General features: G+C 60.9%; 15 protein-coding genes and 1 pseudogene. 6 read left to right on the top strand and 10 right to left on the bottom strand.

Going from position 1 to position 16,103, the window contains the following annotated elements:
* Positions 1 to 885: pseudogene (locus AB4N91_RS23455) on the bottom strand (cache domain-containing protein); the annotation flags it as partial.
* A gap of 603 nt (positions 886 to 1,488) precedes the next feature.
* Here AB4N91_RS23455 and AB4N91_RS23450 point away from each other — a divergent pair.
* A complete protein-coding gene (locus AB4N91_RS23450) occupies positions 1,489 to 2,382 on the top strand; it encodes a PA4780 family RIO1-like protein kinase (RefSeq protein WP_010463815.1) in 894 nt (297 codons plus the stop codon).
* Positions 2,383 to 2,519: 137 nt separating this feature from the next.
* Positions 2,520 to 3,737 carry an MFS transporter gene (locus tag AB4N91_RS23445; RefSeq protein ID WP_460111812.1) on the top strand — a complete coding sequence of 406 codons (1,218 nt, stop codon included), beginning with the start codon at positions 2,520 to 2,522 and terminating at the stop codon, positions 3,735 to 3,737.
* Here AB4N91_RS23445 and cueR read toward each other — a convergent pair.
* From cueR to AB4N91_RS23430, 3 genes are all read right to left on the bottom strand, one after another.
* Positions 3,691 to 4,104 (bottom strand): Cu(I)-responsive transcriptional regulator, encoded by a 414-nt coding sequence (gene cueR, locus AB4N91_RS23440; protein ID WP_424479935.1) that lies wholly within the window; start codon positions 4,102 to 4,104, stop codon positions 3,691 to 3,693. The two genes, AB4N91_RS23445 and cueR, sit on opposite strands and share 47 nt — an antisense overlap.
* Positions 4,101 to 6,494 (bottom strand): heavy metal translocating P-type ATPase, encoded by a 2,394-nt coding sequence (locus AB4N91_RS23435; RefSeq protein ID WP_200667619.1) that lies wholly within the window; start codon positions 6,492 to 6,494, stop codon positions 4,101 to 4,103. Before AB4N91_RS23435 ends, cueR begins: the two co-directional genes overlap by 4 nt.
* A gap of 208 nt (positions 6,495 to 6,702) precedes the next feature.
* Positions 6,703 to 7,086, bottom strand: coding sequence for a hypothetical protein (locus AB4N91_RS23430; protein ID WP_074873510.1), 384 nt, complete (start codon positions 7,084 to 7,086; stop codon positions 6,703 to 6,705).
* Positions 7,087 to 7,233: 147 nt separating this feature from the next.
* On the opposite strand from AB4N91_RS23430, the gene AB4N91_RS23425 reads away from it, so the two are divergent.
* Both AB4N91_RS23425 and AB4N91_RS23420 read left to right on the top strand, forming a co-directional pair.
* Positions 7,234 to 7,431, top strand: coding sequence for a cation transporter (locus tag AB4N91_RS23425; RefSeq protein WP_010463804.1), 198 nt, complete (start codon positions 7,234 to 7,236; stop codon positions 7,429 to 7,431).
* 219 nt (positions 7,432 to 7,650) lie between these two features.
* Positions 7,651 to 8,847, top strand: a complete 1,197-nt coding sequence (locus AB4N91_RS23420) for a multidrug effflux MFS transporter (RefSeq protein WP_102595216.1) — start codon at positions 7,651 to 7,653, stop codon at positions 8,845 to 8,847.
* An 8-nt stretch (positions 8,848 to 8,855) separates the two neighbouring features.
* Here AB4N91_RS23420 and AB4N91_RS23415 read toward each other — a convergent pair whose 3' ends face one another.
* The 3 genes from AB4N91_RS23415 to AB4N91_RS23405 all read right to left on the bottom strand — a co-directional run bounded on the left by AB4N91_RS23415 (position 8,856) and on the right by AB4N91_RS23405 (position 10,519).
* Positions 8,856 to 9,029, bottom strand: coding sequence for a hypothetical protein (locus AB4N91_RS23415; RefSeq protein WP_010463800.1), 174 nt, complete (start codon positions 9,027 to 9,029; stop codon positions 8,856 to 8,858).
* A gap of 150 nt (positions 9,030 to 9,179) precedes the next feature.
* Positions 9,180 to 10,193 carry a zinc-binding alcohol dehydrogenase family protein gene (locus AB4N91_RS23410; RefSeq protein WP_460111811.1) on the bottom strand — a complete coding sequence of 338 codons (1,014 nt, stop codon included), beginning with the start codon at positions 10,191 to 10,193 and terminating at the stop codon, positions 9,180 to 9,182.
* Between the two features lie 32 nt (positions 10,194 to 10,225).
* Positions 10,226 to 10,519: a putative quinol monooxygenase gene (locus AB4N91_RS23405; RefSeq protein WP_010463795.1), complete on the bottom strand. Its 294-nt coding sequence runs from the start codon at positions 10,517 to 10,519 to the stop codon at positions 10,226 to 10,228.
* Between the two features lie 117 nt (positions 10,520 to 10,636).
* On the opposite strand from AB4N91_RS23405, the gene AB4N91_RS23400 reads away from it, so the two are divergent.
* Positions 10,637 to 11,566: a LysR family transcriptional regulator gene (locus AB4N91_RS23400; protein ID WP_010463794.1), complete on the top strand. Its 930-nt coding sequence runs from the start codon at positions 10,637 to 10,639 to the stop codon at positions 11,564 to 11,566.
* Positions 11,567 to 11,863: 297 nt separating this feature from the next.
* Positions 11,864 to 12,598: an ArsR/SmtB family transcription factor gene (locus tag AB4N91_RS23395; RefSeq protein WP_010463793.1), complete on the top strand. Its 735-nt coding sequence runs from the start codon at positions 11,864 to 11,866 to the stop codon at positions 12,596 to 12,598.
* Positions 12,599 to 12,695: 97 nt separating this feature from the next.
* Here the strand turns inward: AB4N91_RS23395 and AB4N91_RS23390 are convergent, their stop codons facing one another.
* The 3 genes from AB4N91_RS23390 to AB4N91_RS23380 all read right to left on the bottom strand — a co-directional run bounded on the left by AB4N91_RS23390 (position 12,696) and on the right by AB4N91_RS23380 (position 15,923).
* Positions 12,696 to 13,649 (bottom strand): adenosine deaminase, encoded by a 954-nt coding sequence (locus tag AB4N91_RS23390; RefSeq protein WP_010463790.1) that lies wholly within the window; start codon positions 13,647 to 13,649, stop codon positions 12,696 to 12,698.
* Between the two features lie 82 nt (positions 13,650 to 13,731).
* Positions 13,732 to 14,697 carry an isopenicillin N synthase family dioxygenase gene (locus AB4N91_RS23385; RefSeq protein ID WP_077750218.1) on the bottom strand — a complete coding sequence of 322 codons (966 nt, stop codon included), beginning with the start codon at positions 14,695 to 14,697 and terminating at the stop codon, positions 13,732 to 13,734.
* A 143-nt stretch (positions 14,698 to 14,840) separates the two neighbouring features.
* Positions 14,841 to 15,923, bottom strand: coding sequence for a BMP family ABC transporter substrate-binding protein (locus AB4N91_RS23380; RefSeq protein WP_010463786.1), 1,083 nt, complete (start codon positions 15,921 to 15,923; stop codon positions 14,841 to 14,843).
* Between the last annotated feature and the right edge of the window lie 180 nt (positions 15,924 to 16,103).

Below are 16,103 nucleotides of genomic sequence, written 5' to 3'. Positions count from 1 at the left end.
ACGGATTTCCAGGTTTTTGGTCAGGTCGCCTTCACCTTGGGCGATGCCTTCCAGGCCGCTGGCCACGCTGCGGATCGGTCGCACGATGACACTGGCGAAACTGGCGCCAATGATGGCGAAGAACACTGCCAGAACGGCGGCGATGATTGCGATCAGCCAAGTCAGTTGAGTCGCGGAGCTCATCACATCGTTTTGCTTGATCAGGCCGATAAAGGTCCAGCCCAGTTGCTCCGACGGCCAGACGTTGGCCATGTAGCGTTCGCCGTTCAACTCGACTTCCACCAGGCCTTTGCCGGCCTTGGCCAGTTGCGCATAACCTTCGCCGAGGCTGCTCAGGGCTTTGAAGTTGTGTTCCGGTTGTTTCGGATCGACCAGCACGGTGCCGGTGTTTTCCAGCAGCATCAGGTAGCCGGTTTCACCCAGTTTGATCTGCTTGACGATCTCGGTGAGCTGCTTGAGCGTCACGTCGATACTGACCACGCCGCCGTTGGTGCCCAATTGGTTGTCGATGGTGCGCACGGTGCTGACGTAGGTCGCATCGTCCTGGGCCCAGTAATAGGCCTCGGTGCGAAATGGTTTGCCCGGCTTGGCCTGGGCCGCCTTGTACCAGGGGCGCTGGCGCGGGTCGTAATTGTTCAGCTTCGCGTCGTCCGGCCAGGACACGTAACCGCCCGCCGCAGTGCCGAGGATGGCATAGGCGTAGGACGGATGGCTGTTGCCCAGGTCCTGCAGGAGGCTGAAGACCTTTTTGTCCATCTCGCCTTGGGGAATGCTCTCGGCGTTGGCGCTCATGTAGGTCTTGAGGCTGTCGTCGGAGTTCTTGATCAGCGGTTGTCTGGCCAGGTAGTCGACGTTCTGGCTGATGCCGTCGAAGAACAATTGCATGGCGTTGCTGACCTGACGAATTTCACGACCACTGCCGTCGACGAAATTCGCCTTGGCGTCACTGCGCAGATTCAGCACCACGAGGGTGGCGACCAGCACCACGGGCAGGCAGGCGATGATTGCAAACGCCCAGGTCAACTTCTGTTTGATGTTCATCCGCGCTCCAGATTTTTCTTGTAGGCCCACGCAGTGCAGATGACTCGCGGATTATTGGCAGCCGTAAACGTATTTGATCAACCCGGATCCCTGAGCGCGCCATCGTTTTTGTGGTCGGAACGATTGTCGGACAAATCACTCTGTCACTGAGGACTTCGGCTGAATTAATGGGAAATTGAGGCTTGGTGAGAAATATCCTACGAAGGGTGTGAATTAAGGTGTCAGCTTCTGTCGCAAATGCCCTCGCACCCCTTCGCCACACAGTGGTGCAGGCTCAGCTATGATCTCGGGCGGCCGATGACGACCGAAAGGAGTTGGCCGATTAATTCGGCACATTGTGTGCATCACGACGTTCATAGGTCGGCAACCCCTCCCCCGAACGAGTGGATTGCCGTATAACGAATGACTTTCGCGTGTTTGGTAATAAAGGACCCACAATAAAAGCTGATGAAGACTCCAAAACGCATTGAACCCCTGATCGAGGACGGTCTGGTCGACGAGGTGCTGCGCCCACTCATGAGTGGTAAAGAAGCAGCTGTTTATGTGGTGCGCTGCGGTAACGAGCTACGTTGCGCGAAGGTCTACAAGGAGGCGAATAAACGCAGTTTCCGTCAGGCGGCCGAATATCAGGAAGGCCGCAAGGTGCGCAACAGCCGCCAGGCTCGAGCGATGGCCAAAGGCTCGAAATTCGGCAAGAAAGAAACCGAAGACGCCTGGCAGAACGCCGAAGTGGCGGCGCTGTTCCGTCTGGCCGGTGCCGGTGTTCGGGTGCCCAAGCCGTATGACTTCCTCGAAGGCGTACTGCTCATGGAGCTGGTGGCCGACGAGTACGGCGATGCCGCGCCGCGTCTGAACGACGTGGTGCTGGAGCCGGACCAGGCGCGCGAATATCACGCGTTCCTGATTTCGCAGATCGTGCTGATGCTGTGTACCGGTCTGGTGCACGGTGACCTGTCCGAGTTCAACGTGCTGTTGACTCCGACGGGCCCGGTGATCATCGACTTGCCGCAAGCGGTAGACGCGGCGGGCAACAACCACGCGTTCAGCATGCTGGAGCGGGACGTGGGCAACATGGCGTCTTACTTCGGCCGGTTTGCGCCAGAGTTGAAAAAGACCAAATACGCCAAGGAAATGTGGGCGCTGTACGAAGCCGGCACCTTGCACCCGGCCAGCGTGTTGACGGGCGAGTTCGACGAACCGGAAGAATTGGCCGACGTCGGCGGTGTCATACGCGAAATCGAGGCGGCACGCCTGGATGAAGAGCGTAAACAGGCGGTGCGCGCGGCAGATGACGCGCCACCGGGCAAAACCGAAGAACCGCCTCCACCGTGGATGCAGTGATCGGTTGACGAAAACCCGGCTTCGGCCGGGTTTTTTGTAAATGCTGATCCCTAAACACTGGAGATCATTTGTGGGAGTGAGCCTGCTCGCGCCTACAGTGGATTGTTCCCTGCGACTCCCACACTCAAGGACTGAATGTGAACCCCTCCACCCGCAATGCCCAACTGATCATCGCGGCCCGTCTGGTCTCGGACTTCGGCGCCTTTCTCAACATGGTCGCCCTGGCCACTTACGTCTACCTGCTCAGCAACAGCGCCATGAGCGTTGGCATTTTCCTCGCCAGCCGGGTGGGCGGAGGGGTTTTCGCCAGCTTGATCGGCACCTCGTTCTATCGCCGCTGGGCCGGGCGTATTCCGTTGATTGCCTTTGATTTGCTGCGCGCAGGGTTGTTGGGCCTGTTGCTGGTGCTGCCGGTCGCCCAGCAAGCGCTGCTTTTACCGTTGATCGCGTTCGGCCTGGGGTTCGGCAACTCAATGTTCGCCATCGGCCTCAACAGCCAGTTGCCGCACCTGATCGAAGGCGAGCACTTGCTCAAGACCAACGCCTGGATCACCTCGGCCTCGTCGGCGGCCATGGTCGGTGGGAGCCTGGTGGCAGGACTGTTGGTGGCGGCCTTCGGCTTTGAAACGGTCTTCGCATTGAACGTGGTCACTTATCTGCTGGCCGCGTTGTTCATCTTGCCGTTGCGGTTTTCCCGACCAGCACCCGATCCCGAACAAGCCCAGCCTCGTAGTGAGTGGCACGCCTTGCGCCAAGGCTTGCGCAGTACGCCCGTGGTGGCCGCGATGCTCGCCGTCACCATGGCCGACACCTTGGGCAGCGCGGCGCACAACGTCGGCTTTCCGATCATTTCCCGGCTACTGACGCCCGAGTCGGCCAGCACCACGCTGGGCCTGATGCTGGCCGTCTGGGCGTGCGGAAAGCTGATCGGCGCGCGAATCGCCAGTCGCCTGAAAGGGTCGGACAATGCACACCTGGAGCGGCGATTTTTCTTCGGGGTATTGCTGATGTCCTGCGGTTTTATCCTGATGTTCCAGCAGCAGACCCTCTACGGTTTGCTGTTGTTCTCGTTACCGGCCGGATTGGGTGACGGCTTCTCCGAGGTCGGCCTGATGTCGCGTCTGCAACGTGAACCGGACAGCCTGCGCCTGCCGATCTTCAGCTTGCTGACACTGCTGCAAATGACCGGTTTCGGGGTCGGCATGTTGATCGCCGCGCCGTTCTATTCGTGGTGGACGCCGGGGGCCGTGGTGCTGCTGTTCCACGGCGTTCCCCTGACCACGTTGCTGGTGGTGAAGGTGCTCGCGATCAGGGGCGAACGGGTGGCGCGCAGCAGCCCGACTCCAGGTTCTTGAGGATCGGACAATCGGGGCGATGGTCGCCCTGACAGTGTTCGACCAGGTCCTGCAGGGTGTCACGCAACTGACCCAACTCGCGGATCTTCTGGTTCAGCTCGTCGATGTGCTGGCGGGCCAGGGCTTTCACGTCGGCGCTGGCCCGTTGGCGGTCCTGCCAGAGGGTCAGCAACTTTCCCACTTCTTCCAGCGAAAACCCCAAGTCCCGGGAGCGTTTGATGAACGCCAGCGTGTGCAGGTCATCGTCGCCATAAATGCGGTAGCCGCTGTCGGTGCGGTGGGCGGCCTTCAGCAAGCCGATGGACTCGTAATAACGAATCATCTTCGCGCTCAGGCCGCTGTGCCGCGCTGCTTGGCCGATGTTCATCGATTGTCCTCCAGGTCCTTGGGTTTCCAGGTTTTCAACAGTAACGCATTGCTCACCACGCTGACGCTGGACAGCGCCATCGCCGCGCCGGCCAGCACCGGATTGAGGAAGCCGAACGCAGCCAGCGGAATGCCGATCAGGTTATAGACGAACGCCCAGAACAGGTTTTGCCGGATCTTTGCGTAGGTCTTGCGGCTGATTTCCAGCGCGGCGGGCACCAGTCGTGGATCGCCGCGCATCAGGGTGATGCCGGCCGCATGCATGGCAACGTCGGTGCCACCGCCCATGGCGATGCCGATGTCGGCGGCCGCCAGGGCCGGGGCGTCGTTGATGCCGTCGCCGACCATCGCCACCACGCCGGTCTTTTTCAGTTCGGCGACGGTGGCGGCTTTGTCTGCCGGCAAGACTTCGGCGTGGACATTGGTAATGCCCAGCGCTTCGGCAACCACTTTGGCACTGCCGCGGTTGTCGCCGGTCAGCAAGTGGCTGCTGATGTGGCGTGCGCTGAGCTGTTGCACAGCGTGCAGCGCGCCGGGTTTGAGGGTGTCCCCAAACGCGATCAGGCCCAGTACCTTTGGCTCGGGGCTTTGTTCGATCAACCAGGAGAGGGTGCGGCCTTCGGTTTCCCACGCGGTTGCGGAGTCGGCCAGATCCCCTGCGCTCAAACCGCTTTCTTCCAGCAGCCTGCGATTACCCAAGGCCAAACGACGGCTGTCGAGCGTGCCGGCGATGCCGCGACCAGTCAGCGATTGACTGTCGCTGACGTCGGCCACGGTCAAAACCCGTTCGGCGCAGGCGTCCAGAACCGCCTTGGCCAGCGGGTGTTCACTGCCGCGTTGCAGGGCGCCGGCCATTTGCAGCAGGGCGGCTTCGTCACCGTTAATGGCACTCAGATGAGCGATTCGCGGCGAACCCGAGGTCAGCGTGCCGGTCTTGTCGAACACTACGGCGCTGACTTCATGAGCGCGTTCGAGCGCTTCGGCGTCCTTGATCAGAATCCCATAGCGGGCCGCGACGCCGGTGCCGGCCATGATCGCGGTCGGCGTGGCCAGCCCGAGTGCGCAAGGGCAAGCGATGACCAGCACGGCGACGGCGTTGATCAACGCGGTTTCAATCGGCGCGCCGTACAACCACCAGCCAATCAGCGTCGCCAACGCGATCAACAGAACGGTAGGCACAAATACCTGACTGACTTTATCCACCAGCTTCTGAATCGGCGCTTTGGCGGCCTGGGCGTCTTCGACCAGACGGATGATCCGCGCCAGCACGGTTTCCGCCCCCAACGCTTGAGTGCGAACCAGCAACCGGCCTTCGCCATTGATGGCACCGCCCGTGACCTTGTCACCGGGTTGCTTGGGCACCGGCAGGCTTTCGCCGCTGATCAGCGCTTCGTCGGCGTGGCTCTGGCCTTCGACCACTTCACCGTCCACCGGGAAGCGTTCGCCGGGTTTGACCATGACCAGGTCGTTGAGGCGCAAGGCGCTGATGGCAACGTCCTGCTCGCGGCCGTCGATCACCTGAATGGCGCGTTCCGGGCGCAAGGCTTCGAGGGCGCGGATGGCGCTGGCGGTCTGGCGCTTGGCACGGCTTTCCAGGTATTTGCCCAGCAACACCAAGGCAATCACCACCGCCGAGGCTTCGAAATATAGATGAGGCATGCGCCCGGCCGCCGTGGCCCATTCATAAAGACTCAAGCCATAGCCGGCGCTGGTACCGAGGGCGACCAGCAAATCCATGTTGCCAGCCCCGGCGCGCACGGCTTTCCAGGCGGCCACATAAAAACGTGCGCCGAAAATGAACTGCACCGGCGTGGCCAGCGCGAATTGCACCCAGGCCGGGAGCATCCAGTGCACGCCAAACGGTTGTAGGAGCATTGGCAACACCAGCGGCAGGGCGAGGGCGATCGCCATGATCAACGCCCAGCGCTCACGGTGCAGGCGCTGCTGTTGCTGATCGGTTTGCGGGTGTTCGACTTCCCAGACGCTGGCGCTGTAACCGGCTTTGGTGACCGCGGCGATCAAGGTTTGCGGATCGATGTGTCCGAGCAGTTCCAGATGCGCCCGTTCGTTCGCCAGGTTGACGCTGACGCTTTTCACCCCGGGCACTTTGGCCAGCGCCCGTTCGACGCGGCCGACGCAGGAAGCGCAGGTCATGCCGTCGATGCTCAACTCCAGACTTTGCTGCGGCACGCTGTAGCCGGCCTGCTGCACCGCGTCGATCAAGGCCGGCAGGCTGTCGCCGGGCGCCTGGACCCGCGCCTGCTCGGTGGCGAGGTTGACGCTGACGGCAGAAGCGCCGATGACTTTACTCAAGGCACGCTCGACACGCCCCGCGCAACTGGCGCAGGTCATGCCGGCAATCGGCAGATCGAACGTAGTGGATTCGGACATCGGTCGCGCTCCCTGTAGAAGATGTCTACAGGATCAACCTTGCCATGCTGGCAAGGTCAAGCGCCATGTCTCAGATCAAAAGACCTGATCGTTCCCACGCTCTGTGTGGAAATGCAGCCGGGACGCTCCGCGTCCCATTTAAAAGCCCAACGCAGAGCGTCCGTTGAAGTGTTCCCCCCGCAGAGCATGGGAACGATCGGTGTGGCGATTAGTAGTCGAGAGCGGTGGGCTTCAGGTACATCCCTTCCTGCGTCATCGCAATCCGGAACTTCAACACGTCCCCGGCCTTGAGCGTGATGTTCTGCGAACCCGGTGCGAGCATGCCCGGGTTGCAACCCGGCGCCTGGCCCGGCAGCAGTTTGAGGCGCAGGGACACATTGCCAGGCGGCAGATTGAACGAGGTGCTTTGTTCCTGGAACAGCCGCGCCGACAGTTGGTCCTGGATGTAGACGCCGATCTCGCAGGAGGTCGCGACTTCGAGGCGCTCGCGGGAAATGATCAGTACGCCATAGTCCTCCCCGGCGGCTTGAACCGAAGGTGTCGCGGCAAATAGGCTGAGGAAGCCAAACAGGCTGAGAGCTGACCAGCGCATGGCTGAATCTCCTGAAGTCGAGTCATTGATGCACGCAGCTTGGCCGAGCGCGACACCGATTGCCAGCCCGGCAGATTTCGGCAGAACTTGACCTTGCCATGGTGGCAAGCCCGAGACTGCTCGCAACCTCATAAAAGGAGCCACACCATGCAAGTGTTCAACGTTCAAGGCATGTCCTGCGGTCACTGCGTCAAAGCCATTACCCAGGCGCTGCAAGCCAAGGATCCTGCGGCCAGCGTGCGGGTCGATCTGGCAGCCGGGGAAGTCGGTGTGGAAAGCGCGCTGACGACCGAGCAAGTGATCGCTGCGATCACGGAAGAAGGCTACGACGCCAAACTCGCTTAAGCCCAGGCACAATCCCCTGTAGGAGCGAGCCTGCTCGCGATAGCGGTGTGTCATTCAGCGTTGATGTTGACTGGCACTGCGCTATCGCGAGCAGGCTCGCTCCTGCAGGTTTTATATTTATCCAATGATATTTAATAGTTAGCGAGCTATCGGAATGTTCAAGGCGTCCATGCGCGGCTAGACTGTCGGGCTGCCGACCCATGCCCAACTGGATGCCTGATGAACTTCCGTACCATTTTGATTCTTGGCGCCCTGAGCGCTTTCGGTCCGCTGGCAATCGATTTCTATCTGCCGGCGTTCCCGGCGATGGCACTCGCGTTCGGTACCGATGAGAAACACGTCCAGCTGACCCTGGCCGCGTACTTCCTGGGCCTGTCCCTGGGTCAACTGGCATACGGACCGGTGGCGGATCGCTTCGGGCGAAGGATTCCGTTGCTGACAGGCGTCGGGTTGTTCACCGCGGCGTCCCTGGCCTGCGCGTTTGCGCCAAATCTGGAATGGTTGATCGGCGCGCGATTCATCCAGGCCCTCGGTGGTTGCGCCGGGATGGTGATCGCCCGTGCGGTGGTCAGTGACAAATGCGATGCGGTGGGCTCGGCGAAAGTCTTTTCGCAACTGATGCTGGTGATGGGCCTGGCACCGATTCTCGCGCCCATGCTCGGTGGACTGCTGGTCAACACCACCGGCTGGCAGTCGATCTTCCTGGTGCTGACCGGATTCAGTGCACTGGCAGGGTTGGCCGTGGCAATCGGGTTGCCGGAAAGCCTGCCGGCACACGTTCCGCGTCAACCGCTGTCGGGGGCGTTGCGTCAGTACGGTCGGCTGTTGTCGGATCCGGTCTACCTCGGCCACGCCTTGACTGGCGGTATCGCCATTGCCGGGATGTTTGCCTACATCGCCGGTTCGCCGTTCGTCTTCATCAAACTCTACGGGGTCCCGGCCGAGCATTTCGGCTGGCTGTTCGGGACCAACGCGGCGGGTTTCATTCTGGTGGCGCAGGTCAACGCACGACTGCTGGCCAAGCGTGGCCCGGCATTTCTGCTGGTGCGTACCGTGTGGATTTACCTGGGGGCAGGCCTGACGCTGCTCGCCGTCAGTGCGCTGCACACCGAACAGTTATGGCCGCTGCTGATTCCGCTGTTTATCTGCATCGCCAGCCTCGGTTGCATCCTCCCCAATGCCTCGGCCTGCGCCATGAACGGGCAGGGCGCTCGCGCCGGCAGTGCGTCGGCGATGCTCGGGTGCCTGCAATTTAGCGTCGCCGCCGGAGCGGCCGCATTGGTCGGTGTTTTACACGATGGCAGCGCCGTGCCGATGGCCATGGTCATCAGCCTGTGCGGGATTCTGGTGGTGAGCGCGGCGGTGCTCACCCGGCGTTTGCAAAATGCCCGGGCATTAGCGCAAACCCAGGTCTGAGGGCGGACTCAGCCAGCGGCGCGCTGTTGTTGGCGGTCGGGAATTTGATGGGGCGCAAGCAATCGCGCTTCAAGGGTCTTGGTGAAGGCTAGCGCTTCAGCTTCGCTGCGGAACGTAACAGCGTGTTGGTCCAGACGAACCTGCCACTGGGATTTAGCCACTTCTTTAATCAGGATCTTCATTGCTGAACTCTCCTCTCTTAAAAGATGTTGCGTAAAAGATTGCATCGCAGAGGTTTCGATTGTAGACCCGAATACGATCGTAATTGTGACATGGGTCAATTCTCGGACTGACGGTGTCGTCCATCCGGACGACACTTGTCTCAATCTGTTTCAGAACCCTTCGAGCACAATCTTGCCCTTGGCCTTGCCGCTTTCCAGCAGCTCATGGGCGCGTCGCAGGTTGGCCGCGTTGATGGTCCCGAAGTGCTCGCCGACCGTGGTTTTCAGCGTCCCGGTGTCGATCAGCCCGGCCACGCGGTTGAGTAAGTGGTGCTGCTCGATCATGTCCGCCGTTTCGAACAGCGAGCGGGTGTACATGAATTCCCAGTGCAGCGACAGGCTCTTGCGCTTGAGTTTGGTCACGTCCAGCGCTTTCGGATCATCAATCAGCGCCAGTTTGCCTTGTGGCGCCAATGCCTCGACCAGTTGATCCAGGTGATGATCGGTCTGGGTCAGGCTGGCGACGTGGGTCACATGGTCTACACCTGCGCGTTTGAGTTCTTCACTCAACGGCTGGCTGTGATCAATCACCAGATCGGCGCCCAGTTCGCGTACCCAGCTCTGGGTTTGCGCACGGGAAGCGGTGCCGATGACCTTCAGCCCGGTGAGTTGGCTGGCCAGTTGCGTGAGGATCGACCCTACGCCGCCCGCCGCGCCGACGATCAGCAGGCTCTGGCCTTCATCGGTTTTACCTTCGCGCACTTGCAGGCGTTCGAAGAGCAATTCCCAGGCGGTGATGGCGGTCAGCGGCAGTGCGGCGGCTTCGGCGAAACCGAGGGTTTTCGGCATATGGCCGACGATACGTTCATCCACCACGTGCAATTCGCTATTGCCCCCCGCACGGGCGATAGAGCCCGCGTAAAACACCTTGTCGCCAGCCTTGAACAGCGTGACTTCGCTGCCGACAGCCTTGACCACACCGGCCACGTCCCAACCCAGCACTTTCGCCGCACCGCCTTCAGGCTGGACGTTCTGGCGGACCTTGGTGTCGACCGGGTTCACCGAGATGGCTTTGACTTCCACCAACAGGTCGCGCGGACTGGCAACCGGTTCTGGCAGTTCGATGTCTTGCAGGGCATTGGCGTCGCTGATCGGCAACGAGGTGTAGTAGGCGATGGCTTTCATGTGGGGCTCCTGAACATTAATAGATGAAGGGATCAAGCCACGGTGCGCAGGCGCTTGAGGTCGAAGTGCTCGAGAAAGTCGCCGGCCTTGGCGCGGAAGTTCTGTACATGGGCGCTGGCGTCATGGGCTTGCAGGGCTTCGTCGCTGCTCCAGTGTTCAATCATGTAGAACGCCAGTGGATTGGCCAGGTCCTGATGCAAATCGTATTGGCCGCAACCGGCCTCGGCGCGGGTCGGTTCCACCAGCGCACGCAGGTGTTGTTCGAGGGCGTCTTGCTGGCCGGGTTTGGCAATGAGGGTGGCAATGGCGGTGAAAGGCTGGGACATGGTCGCTCCGCAAACGGGTTGATTTCGATGGGACAGATGATTGGCTATTTCTCTGCAAGATAAAACCCGCTAAAAGAGCAGTCTCTTTCAATATTTTTTTGATAATCGGGGCTGAGAATGCTGCGTTTCGATGACTTGCAGTTATTTGTCCGAGCTGCGGACCTGGGGAGTCTGTCGGCGGCGGCTCGGGTGATGGACATGTCGGCGGCGGTGGCCAGTGCGGCGTTGAAGCGCATCGAACAGCAACTCGGCGCGCGCTTGCTGGCGCGCTCCACCCGCAGTTTGCGTCTGACCGCCGAAGGTGAGGGCTTTCTGGAATATGCCCGGGCCGCCCTGAGCAATCTCGACGAGGGTCGTCGCTTACTGGCCAGCGGTCAGGATCAGGTCAGCGGGATTCTGCAGTTGTCGGCACCGTCGGACTTTGGCCGCAACCTGTTGCTGCCGTGGCTCGACGAGTTCCAGCGCGAGCACCCTAAACTGACCGTGCGCCTGTTGCTGGGGGACCGCATCGCCGATCTGTTCCGCCAACCCGTGGACATTGCCCTGCGTTACGGCGAGCCGGAAGACTCAAGCCTGGTGGCACTGCCCATCGCGGCGCAGAACCGCCGAGTGCTCTGCGCCGCGCCGAGTTATCTGGCCAGGCACGGCGAGCCGCGGCATCTGGAACAACTGGCGCAGCACAATTGTTTGTTGTTCATGCTCGGTAGCCGGGTCCATGACCACTGGAGTTTCCACGACGGCAAACGCGAAGTCGGGCTGACCGTCAGCGGCGATCGCTTCAGTGACGACGCCGATGTCGTGCGGCTGTGGGCAGTGGCGGGGGCCGGGATTGCTTACAAGTCCTGGCTCGATGTCGCCGCCGATGTGCTCGCCGGCCGGTTGAAAGTGCTGATGCCGGAGTTGCTCTGTGAGCGCGCACCGCTGAATTTGCTGTGCGCCCATCGCGCACAATTGAGTAAGCCGGTGAACCTTCTACGGGAAATGCTTGCCAGCCGATGCGCTCTTTTAGGCAGTCAATTTCCGACAATATCGGGCATCGATCATTAGTCGCAGGCAAATAGCGAAATTTCTGTCAGGAACTATCACCACCCGCGCTTTCCCAAGGGCAGGAACCGGCGGTTAACCCGCTTATACTAGCGCCCGCCTCATGTACGCACCGTCGATCTCGCAATGGCGATGGCCTAACGGTCAAGCATCCGACCTTCGGCGCACCTGCGAAGCGATGGCATGGGGGAGAAGGGGCTTTGCCCGGCTTATGGCGGTTTCCGCGTCTTGGCCGACGACACATTACTGGTCAAGATGTCTCTGAGCAGCAGACGAAACGATTCAACAGGGAGTGAATACATGGAACATGCACCTTGCATCAGCCAGATCGCCACGTTGCTGGCTGACCCCAAGCGCAGCGCAATGATGTGGGCCTTGATGGATGGCTCGGCGCGGCAGACCGAAGAGCTGGCGCTATTGGCCGGCCTGTCACCGTCTTCGGCCAGTGCACACCTGGGGCGTTTGTCCGCCGGAGGTCTGTTGAAAGTCGAAATCCGTGGGCGCAAACGCTTTTTCCGCCTGGCCGCGCCTGAAGTGGGCGCGGCAATCGAAGCACTGGCCAGCGCGACGCTGGCCAGCACGCCGCAGCCCGTCCCGGACGTCTTCAAACGCACCAGCCCCATTGCCAAACCTCAGGCGGCGCCATCGTCGTTGTTGCGGGCCCGACTGTGCGACGACCATTTGGGAGGCACCCTGGCCGCCGATCTTTACCAGCGGTTGCTGGATGCCGGCTGGATCGAGCAGTTCGAACAGCGCGTCATGATCACCCACAAGGGTTCCACACAACTGGCCTCGCGCGGGGTGTTCATCCAGGCCCTGGCTCATCGCAACAGTCGAGTGGCCTGTGCGTGTCCCGACTGGAGCGAAAGACGCCCGCACATGGGCGGGTCGCTGGGCGCTGCATTGTTGCAGCTGTTCATGCAGTCCGGCTGGCTGAGCCTGCCCAATGATTCGCGCGCCTTGCAGATCACGGCCGCGGGGCAGCGGGAGATCCATCGATTCGCCAAGGAAACCGAGCTGGAGATGGCGCTTTAGAGCTGTTTGATTGACTGAATCGCTAGCTGGCTGAACACAGAGCCTGTGGGAGTGAGCCTGCAACATAGACTCTCCCACAGGGGGGCTGCGCTAAGGCTTATGGTTTTACCAACCGCGCATCCAGGCTGTTTTGCGCCAAACGCTTGGCCTGATCCTGGGTCATGCCCAGGTCGGTGTACAGCGCATGGAAGTTCTCGGTCACATACCCGCCAAAGTACGCCGGGTCATCCGAGTTCACGGTCACTTTCACGCCACGCTCAAGCATGTCGAGGATGTTGTGCTGGGACATGTGATCGAACACCCGGAGCTTGGTGTTGGACAGCGGGCACACGGTCAGCGGGATCTGCTCGTCGATGATCCGCTGCATCAAACGCTCGTCCTCGATGGCGCGCACGCCATGGTCGATGCGCTGGATTTTCAGCAGGTCGATGGCTTCCCAGATGTACTCAGGCGGGCCTTCTTCACCGGCGTGGGCGACGGTCAGGAAGCCTTCGTGGCGGGCACGATCAAACACACGCTGGAACTTGCTCGGCGGGTGGCCCATCTCCGAGCTGTCCAGGCCCACGGCCACAAACGCTTCACGAAACGGCAGCGCCTGGTCGAGGGTTTTCTGCGCTTCGTCTTCACTCAGGTGGCGCAGGAAGCTCAGGATCAAACCGCTGGTGATGCCCAGTTGCTGCTCGCCATCCTTGAGCGCCGCCGCGATGCCGTTGAGCACCACTTCAAACGGGATGCCACGGTCGGTGTGGGTTTGCGGGTCGAAGAACGGTTCGGTGTGAATCACGTTCTGCGCCTTGCAACGCAACAGGTAGGCCCAGGTCAGGTCGTAGAAATCCTGCGAGGTGCGCAACACGTCGGCGCCCTGATAATACAGGTCGAGAAACTCTTGCAGGTTGTTGAAGGCATACGCCTTGCGCAGGGTTTCTACATCGCTCCAGGGCAGGGCGATCTTGTTGCGTTCGGCCAGGGCGAACAGCAACTCGGGCTCCAGCGAACCCTCGAGGTGCAGGTGCAGTTCTGCCTTGGGCAGGGCGTTCAGCCAGTCGTACATAGTCTTTTCTCATCAGGTGCAGATGGCGAGCATTCTACAGATGCCCGTAGAAACAATTAGCAAAACCTGACCAGCCGGTTCATCACACCACGGCCTGTTCCCGTCGATAGGCGTAGGTCTCGGCGAAGCGCGAGAGAAGGAATTCAGCGCAGGTAGTGGCCGGGTACTTCGCCGGGTGCGATTCGTCCTGGCAACCGGGCAGGCATTCAATGGGCGTATCGGGGTGTGGTTCGGCGAAGAATGGCATCGAGTAACGATCGACGCCCAGCGGGCTGATCACCCGGTGCGGCGTCGACAGGTAACGGTCATTGCTCCAGCGGGCCATCATGTCGCCGAGGTTGACCACGAACGTGCCTTCGATCGGCGGCGCATCGATCCATTCGCCTTTGACGTTGCGCACTTGCAGGCCACCGGCGGCGTCCTGGTACAGCAGGGTAATGCAGCCGTAATCGGTGTGGGCGCCGGCGCCTTGCTGCTCCTCGGAGCTGGCGGTATGGCGCGGCGGATAATGGATCATCCGCAGCACGCTGACCGGTTCATTGAAGCGCGTGTCGAAGAAGTCGCGCTCGATGTTCAGCGCCAGGGTCATGGCACGCAGCAGGGTTTGGGCGAGGGCCTGCATGTCGATGTAATGCTGTTCCATCAGCACTTCCCAGCCGGGCATCGAGGGATGGCGGTTGGGACCGCGCAGCGGTTTTTCCGCCAGTACTTGCGGGTGGTCGGCCGGCAGGTGCAGGCCCATGTCGAAGGTTTCTTTCAGGTCGCTGGGTTTGCTCGGGTCGAGTTGCTCGGTGGCGATGGCACCGTAGCCGCGATGGTGGCGAGTCTGGGTGATGTCGATCTTGAGCTTTTCGGCGGTGGGCAAGGCGAAGAAGCGTTGGGCATGGTCGAGCACAGCGTGGATGCGTGACGCGGAGATCGGATGCCCCTTGATGTAGAAAAAGCCCCAGTCGCGGCAGGCGCGGTCGATCTTTTCGGCAACGGACTTCCAAGCGTGTTGGTCTTCGCTATAGAGCGGGGCGATGTCGATGATCGGAAGTTGGTTCATGCGCAATTCTCAAGGACGCTGAAAATTCATTGTAGGAGTGAGCCTGCTCGCGATCGCGGCGTGTCAGTCGACATTGATAGCGTCTGACACTCCGCCATCGCGAGCAGGCTCACTGCTACAAGGTTTTGTGTTGGGTTGGGGAGCTACTTCGGAATATCGGCCTTCATCCCTTCAACGTAGTAGTTCATCGACGCCAGTTCCGCATTGCTTGCCGTCGCGCCCGTCGGGATTTTTTCGGTGCCGGCCTGATCCTTGATCGGCCCGGTGAACGGGTGGAAGGCGCCGCTCTTGATGTCCGCAATGATCTGCTCGGCCTCGGTTTTCACCGCCGCTGGCACCAGGTCGCTGATCGGCAGTTCAACTGTGCCTTCTTTCAAACCGCCCCAGTAATCCTGCGATTTCCAGGTGTGGTCGAGCACGCTTTGGGTCGCTTGAATGTAATGCGGCCCCCAGTCGTTGACGATCGACGTCAGCACCGCTTTCGGCCCGAAGTGCGCCATGTCCGAAGCGTAGCCCACGGCATACACGCCGCGGCGTTCGGCTGCCTGAATCGGTGCCGGGCTGTCGGTGTGCTGGAACACCACGTCGACGCCCTGGTCGATCAGTGCGTTGGCGGCGTCGGCTTCCTTGCCCGGATCGAACCACGAGTTGACCCATACCACCTTGATCTCGGTGCCTGGGTTGTATTTGTTCAGGGCCAGTTGAATAGCGTTGATATCGCGGATCACCTCAGGGATAGGGAAGGACGCGACGTAGCCGATCTTCTTGGTCTTGGTCATCTTCGCCGCGAGGAAACCGCCGACGTAGCGACCTTCATACGTGCGCGCCAGGTAGGTGCCCAGGTTCTTGTCCTGCTTGTAGCCGGTGGCGTGTTCGAAGGTCACCTTGGGAAACTGCTTGGCGACTTTCAGGGTCGGGTTCATGTAGCCGAACGACGTGGTGAAGATCAGGTCGTAGTTGTCCTTGGCCATGTTGCGGATCACTCGCTCGGCGTCGGCACCTTCGGCGACGTTCTCCACATAGTTGGTGGTGATCTGATTGCCGAACTTCTCGGCCAGCGCCTTGCGCCCCTGTTCATGCTGATACGTCCAGCCGTGGTCACCAATCGGGCCGATATAGACGAAGCCGACTTTCAGCGGGTCGGCGGCGCTGGCGGTCAGGCTCGCGCTCAGACCAATAGCCGCGGCAACGGCGCAAAGCAGCTTCTTCAACGGACGTTTGTGCATGAATTCGAACTCCATGTTGTTGTGAGGTGGGCAGAGGCAATGCAAATTGCTGACCAACAGGACAACAAAAACGCCGAAACCGTGTAATGGCCTTCGCGGGCCAGCCTCGCTCCTACAAGAGCGACGCCAACCTGTAGGAGCGAGGCTTGCCCGCGAAGAGCCCCCAAGGCCAATAAAAGT

The organism is Pseudomonas sp. H3_D04 (genome assembly GCF_054669175.1).
This window is presented reverse-complemented; position numbering and strand designations above follow the sequence as displayed.

Bases quoted from the DNA above. Each gene is read 5' to 3' on its own strand.
- AB4N91_RS23395 (WP_010463793.1), top strand. From the start codon at position 11,864: ATGGAACATGCACCTTGCATCAGCCAGATCGCCACGTTGCTGGCTGAC.
- AB4N91_RS23415 (WP_010463800.1), bottom strand. From the start codon at position 9,029: ATGAAGATCCTGATTAAAGAAGTGGCTAAATCCCAGTGGCAGGTTCGT.
- AB4N91_RS23380 (WP_010463786.1), bottom strand. From the start codon at position 15,923: ATGCACAAACGTCCGTTGAAGAAGCTGCTTTGCGCCGTTGCCGCGGCT.
- AB4N91_RS23450 (WP_010463815.1), top strand. From the start codon at position 1,489: ATGAAGACTCCAAAACGCATTGAACCCCTGATCGAGGACGGTCTGGTC.
- AB4N91_RS23410 (WP_460111811.1), bottom strand. From the start codon at position 10,193: ATGAAAGCCATCGCCTACTACACCTCGTTGCCGATCAGCGACGCCAAT.
- AB4N91_RS23385 (WP_077750218.1), bottom strand. From the start codon at position 14,697: ATGAACCAACTTCCGATCATCGACATCGCCCCGCTCTATAGCGAAGAC.
- AB4N91_RS23400 (WP_010463794.1), top strand. From the start codon at position 10,637: ATGCTGCGTTTCGATGACTTGCAGTTATTTGTCCGAGCTGCGGACCTG.
- AB4N91_RS23405 (WP_010463795.1), bottom strand. From the start codon at position 10,519: ATGTCCCAGCCTTTCACCGCCATTGCCACCCTCATTGCCAAACCCGGC.
- AB4N91_RS23435 (WP_200667619.1), bottom strand. From the start codon at position 6,494: ATGTCCGAATCCACTACGTTCGATCTGCCGATTGCCGGCATGACCTGC.
- AB4N91_RS23430 (WP_074873510.1), bottom strand. From the start codon at position 7,086: ATGCGCTGGTCAGCTCTCAGCCTGTTTGGCTTCCTCAGCCTATTTGCC.
- AB4N91_RS23390 (WP_010463790.1), bottom strand. From the start codon at position 13,649: ATGTACGACTGGCTGAACGCCCTGCCCAAGGCAGAACTGCACCTGCAC.
- cueR (WP_424479935.1), bottom strand. From the start codon at position 4,104: ATGAACATCGGCCAAGCAGCGCGGCACAGCGGCCTGAGCGCGAAGATG.
- AB4N91_RS23420 (WP_102595216.1), top strand. From the start codon at position 7,651: ATGAACTTCCGTACCATTTTGATTCTTGGCGCCCTGAGCGCTTTCGGT.
- AB4N91_RS23425 (WP_010463804.1), top strand. From the start codon at position 7,234: ATGCAAGTGTTCAACGTTCAAGGCATGTCCTGCGGTCACTGCGTCAAA.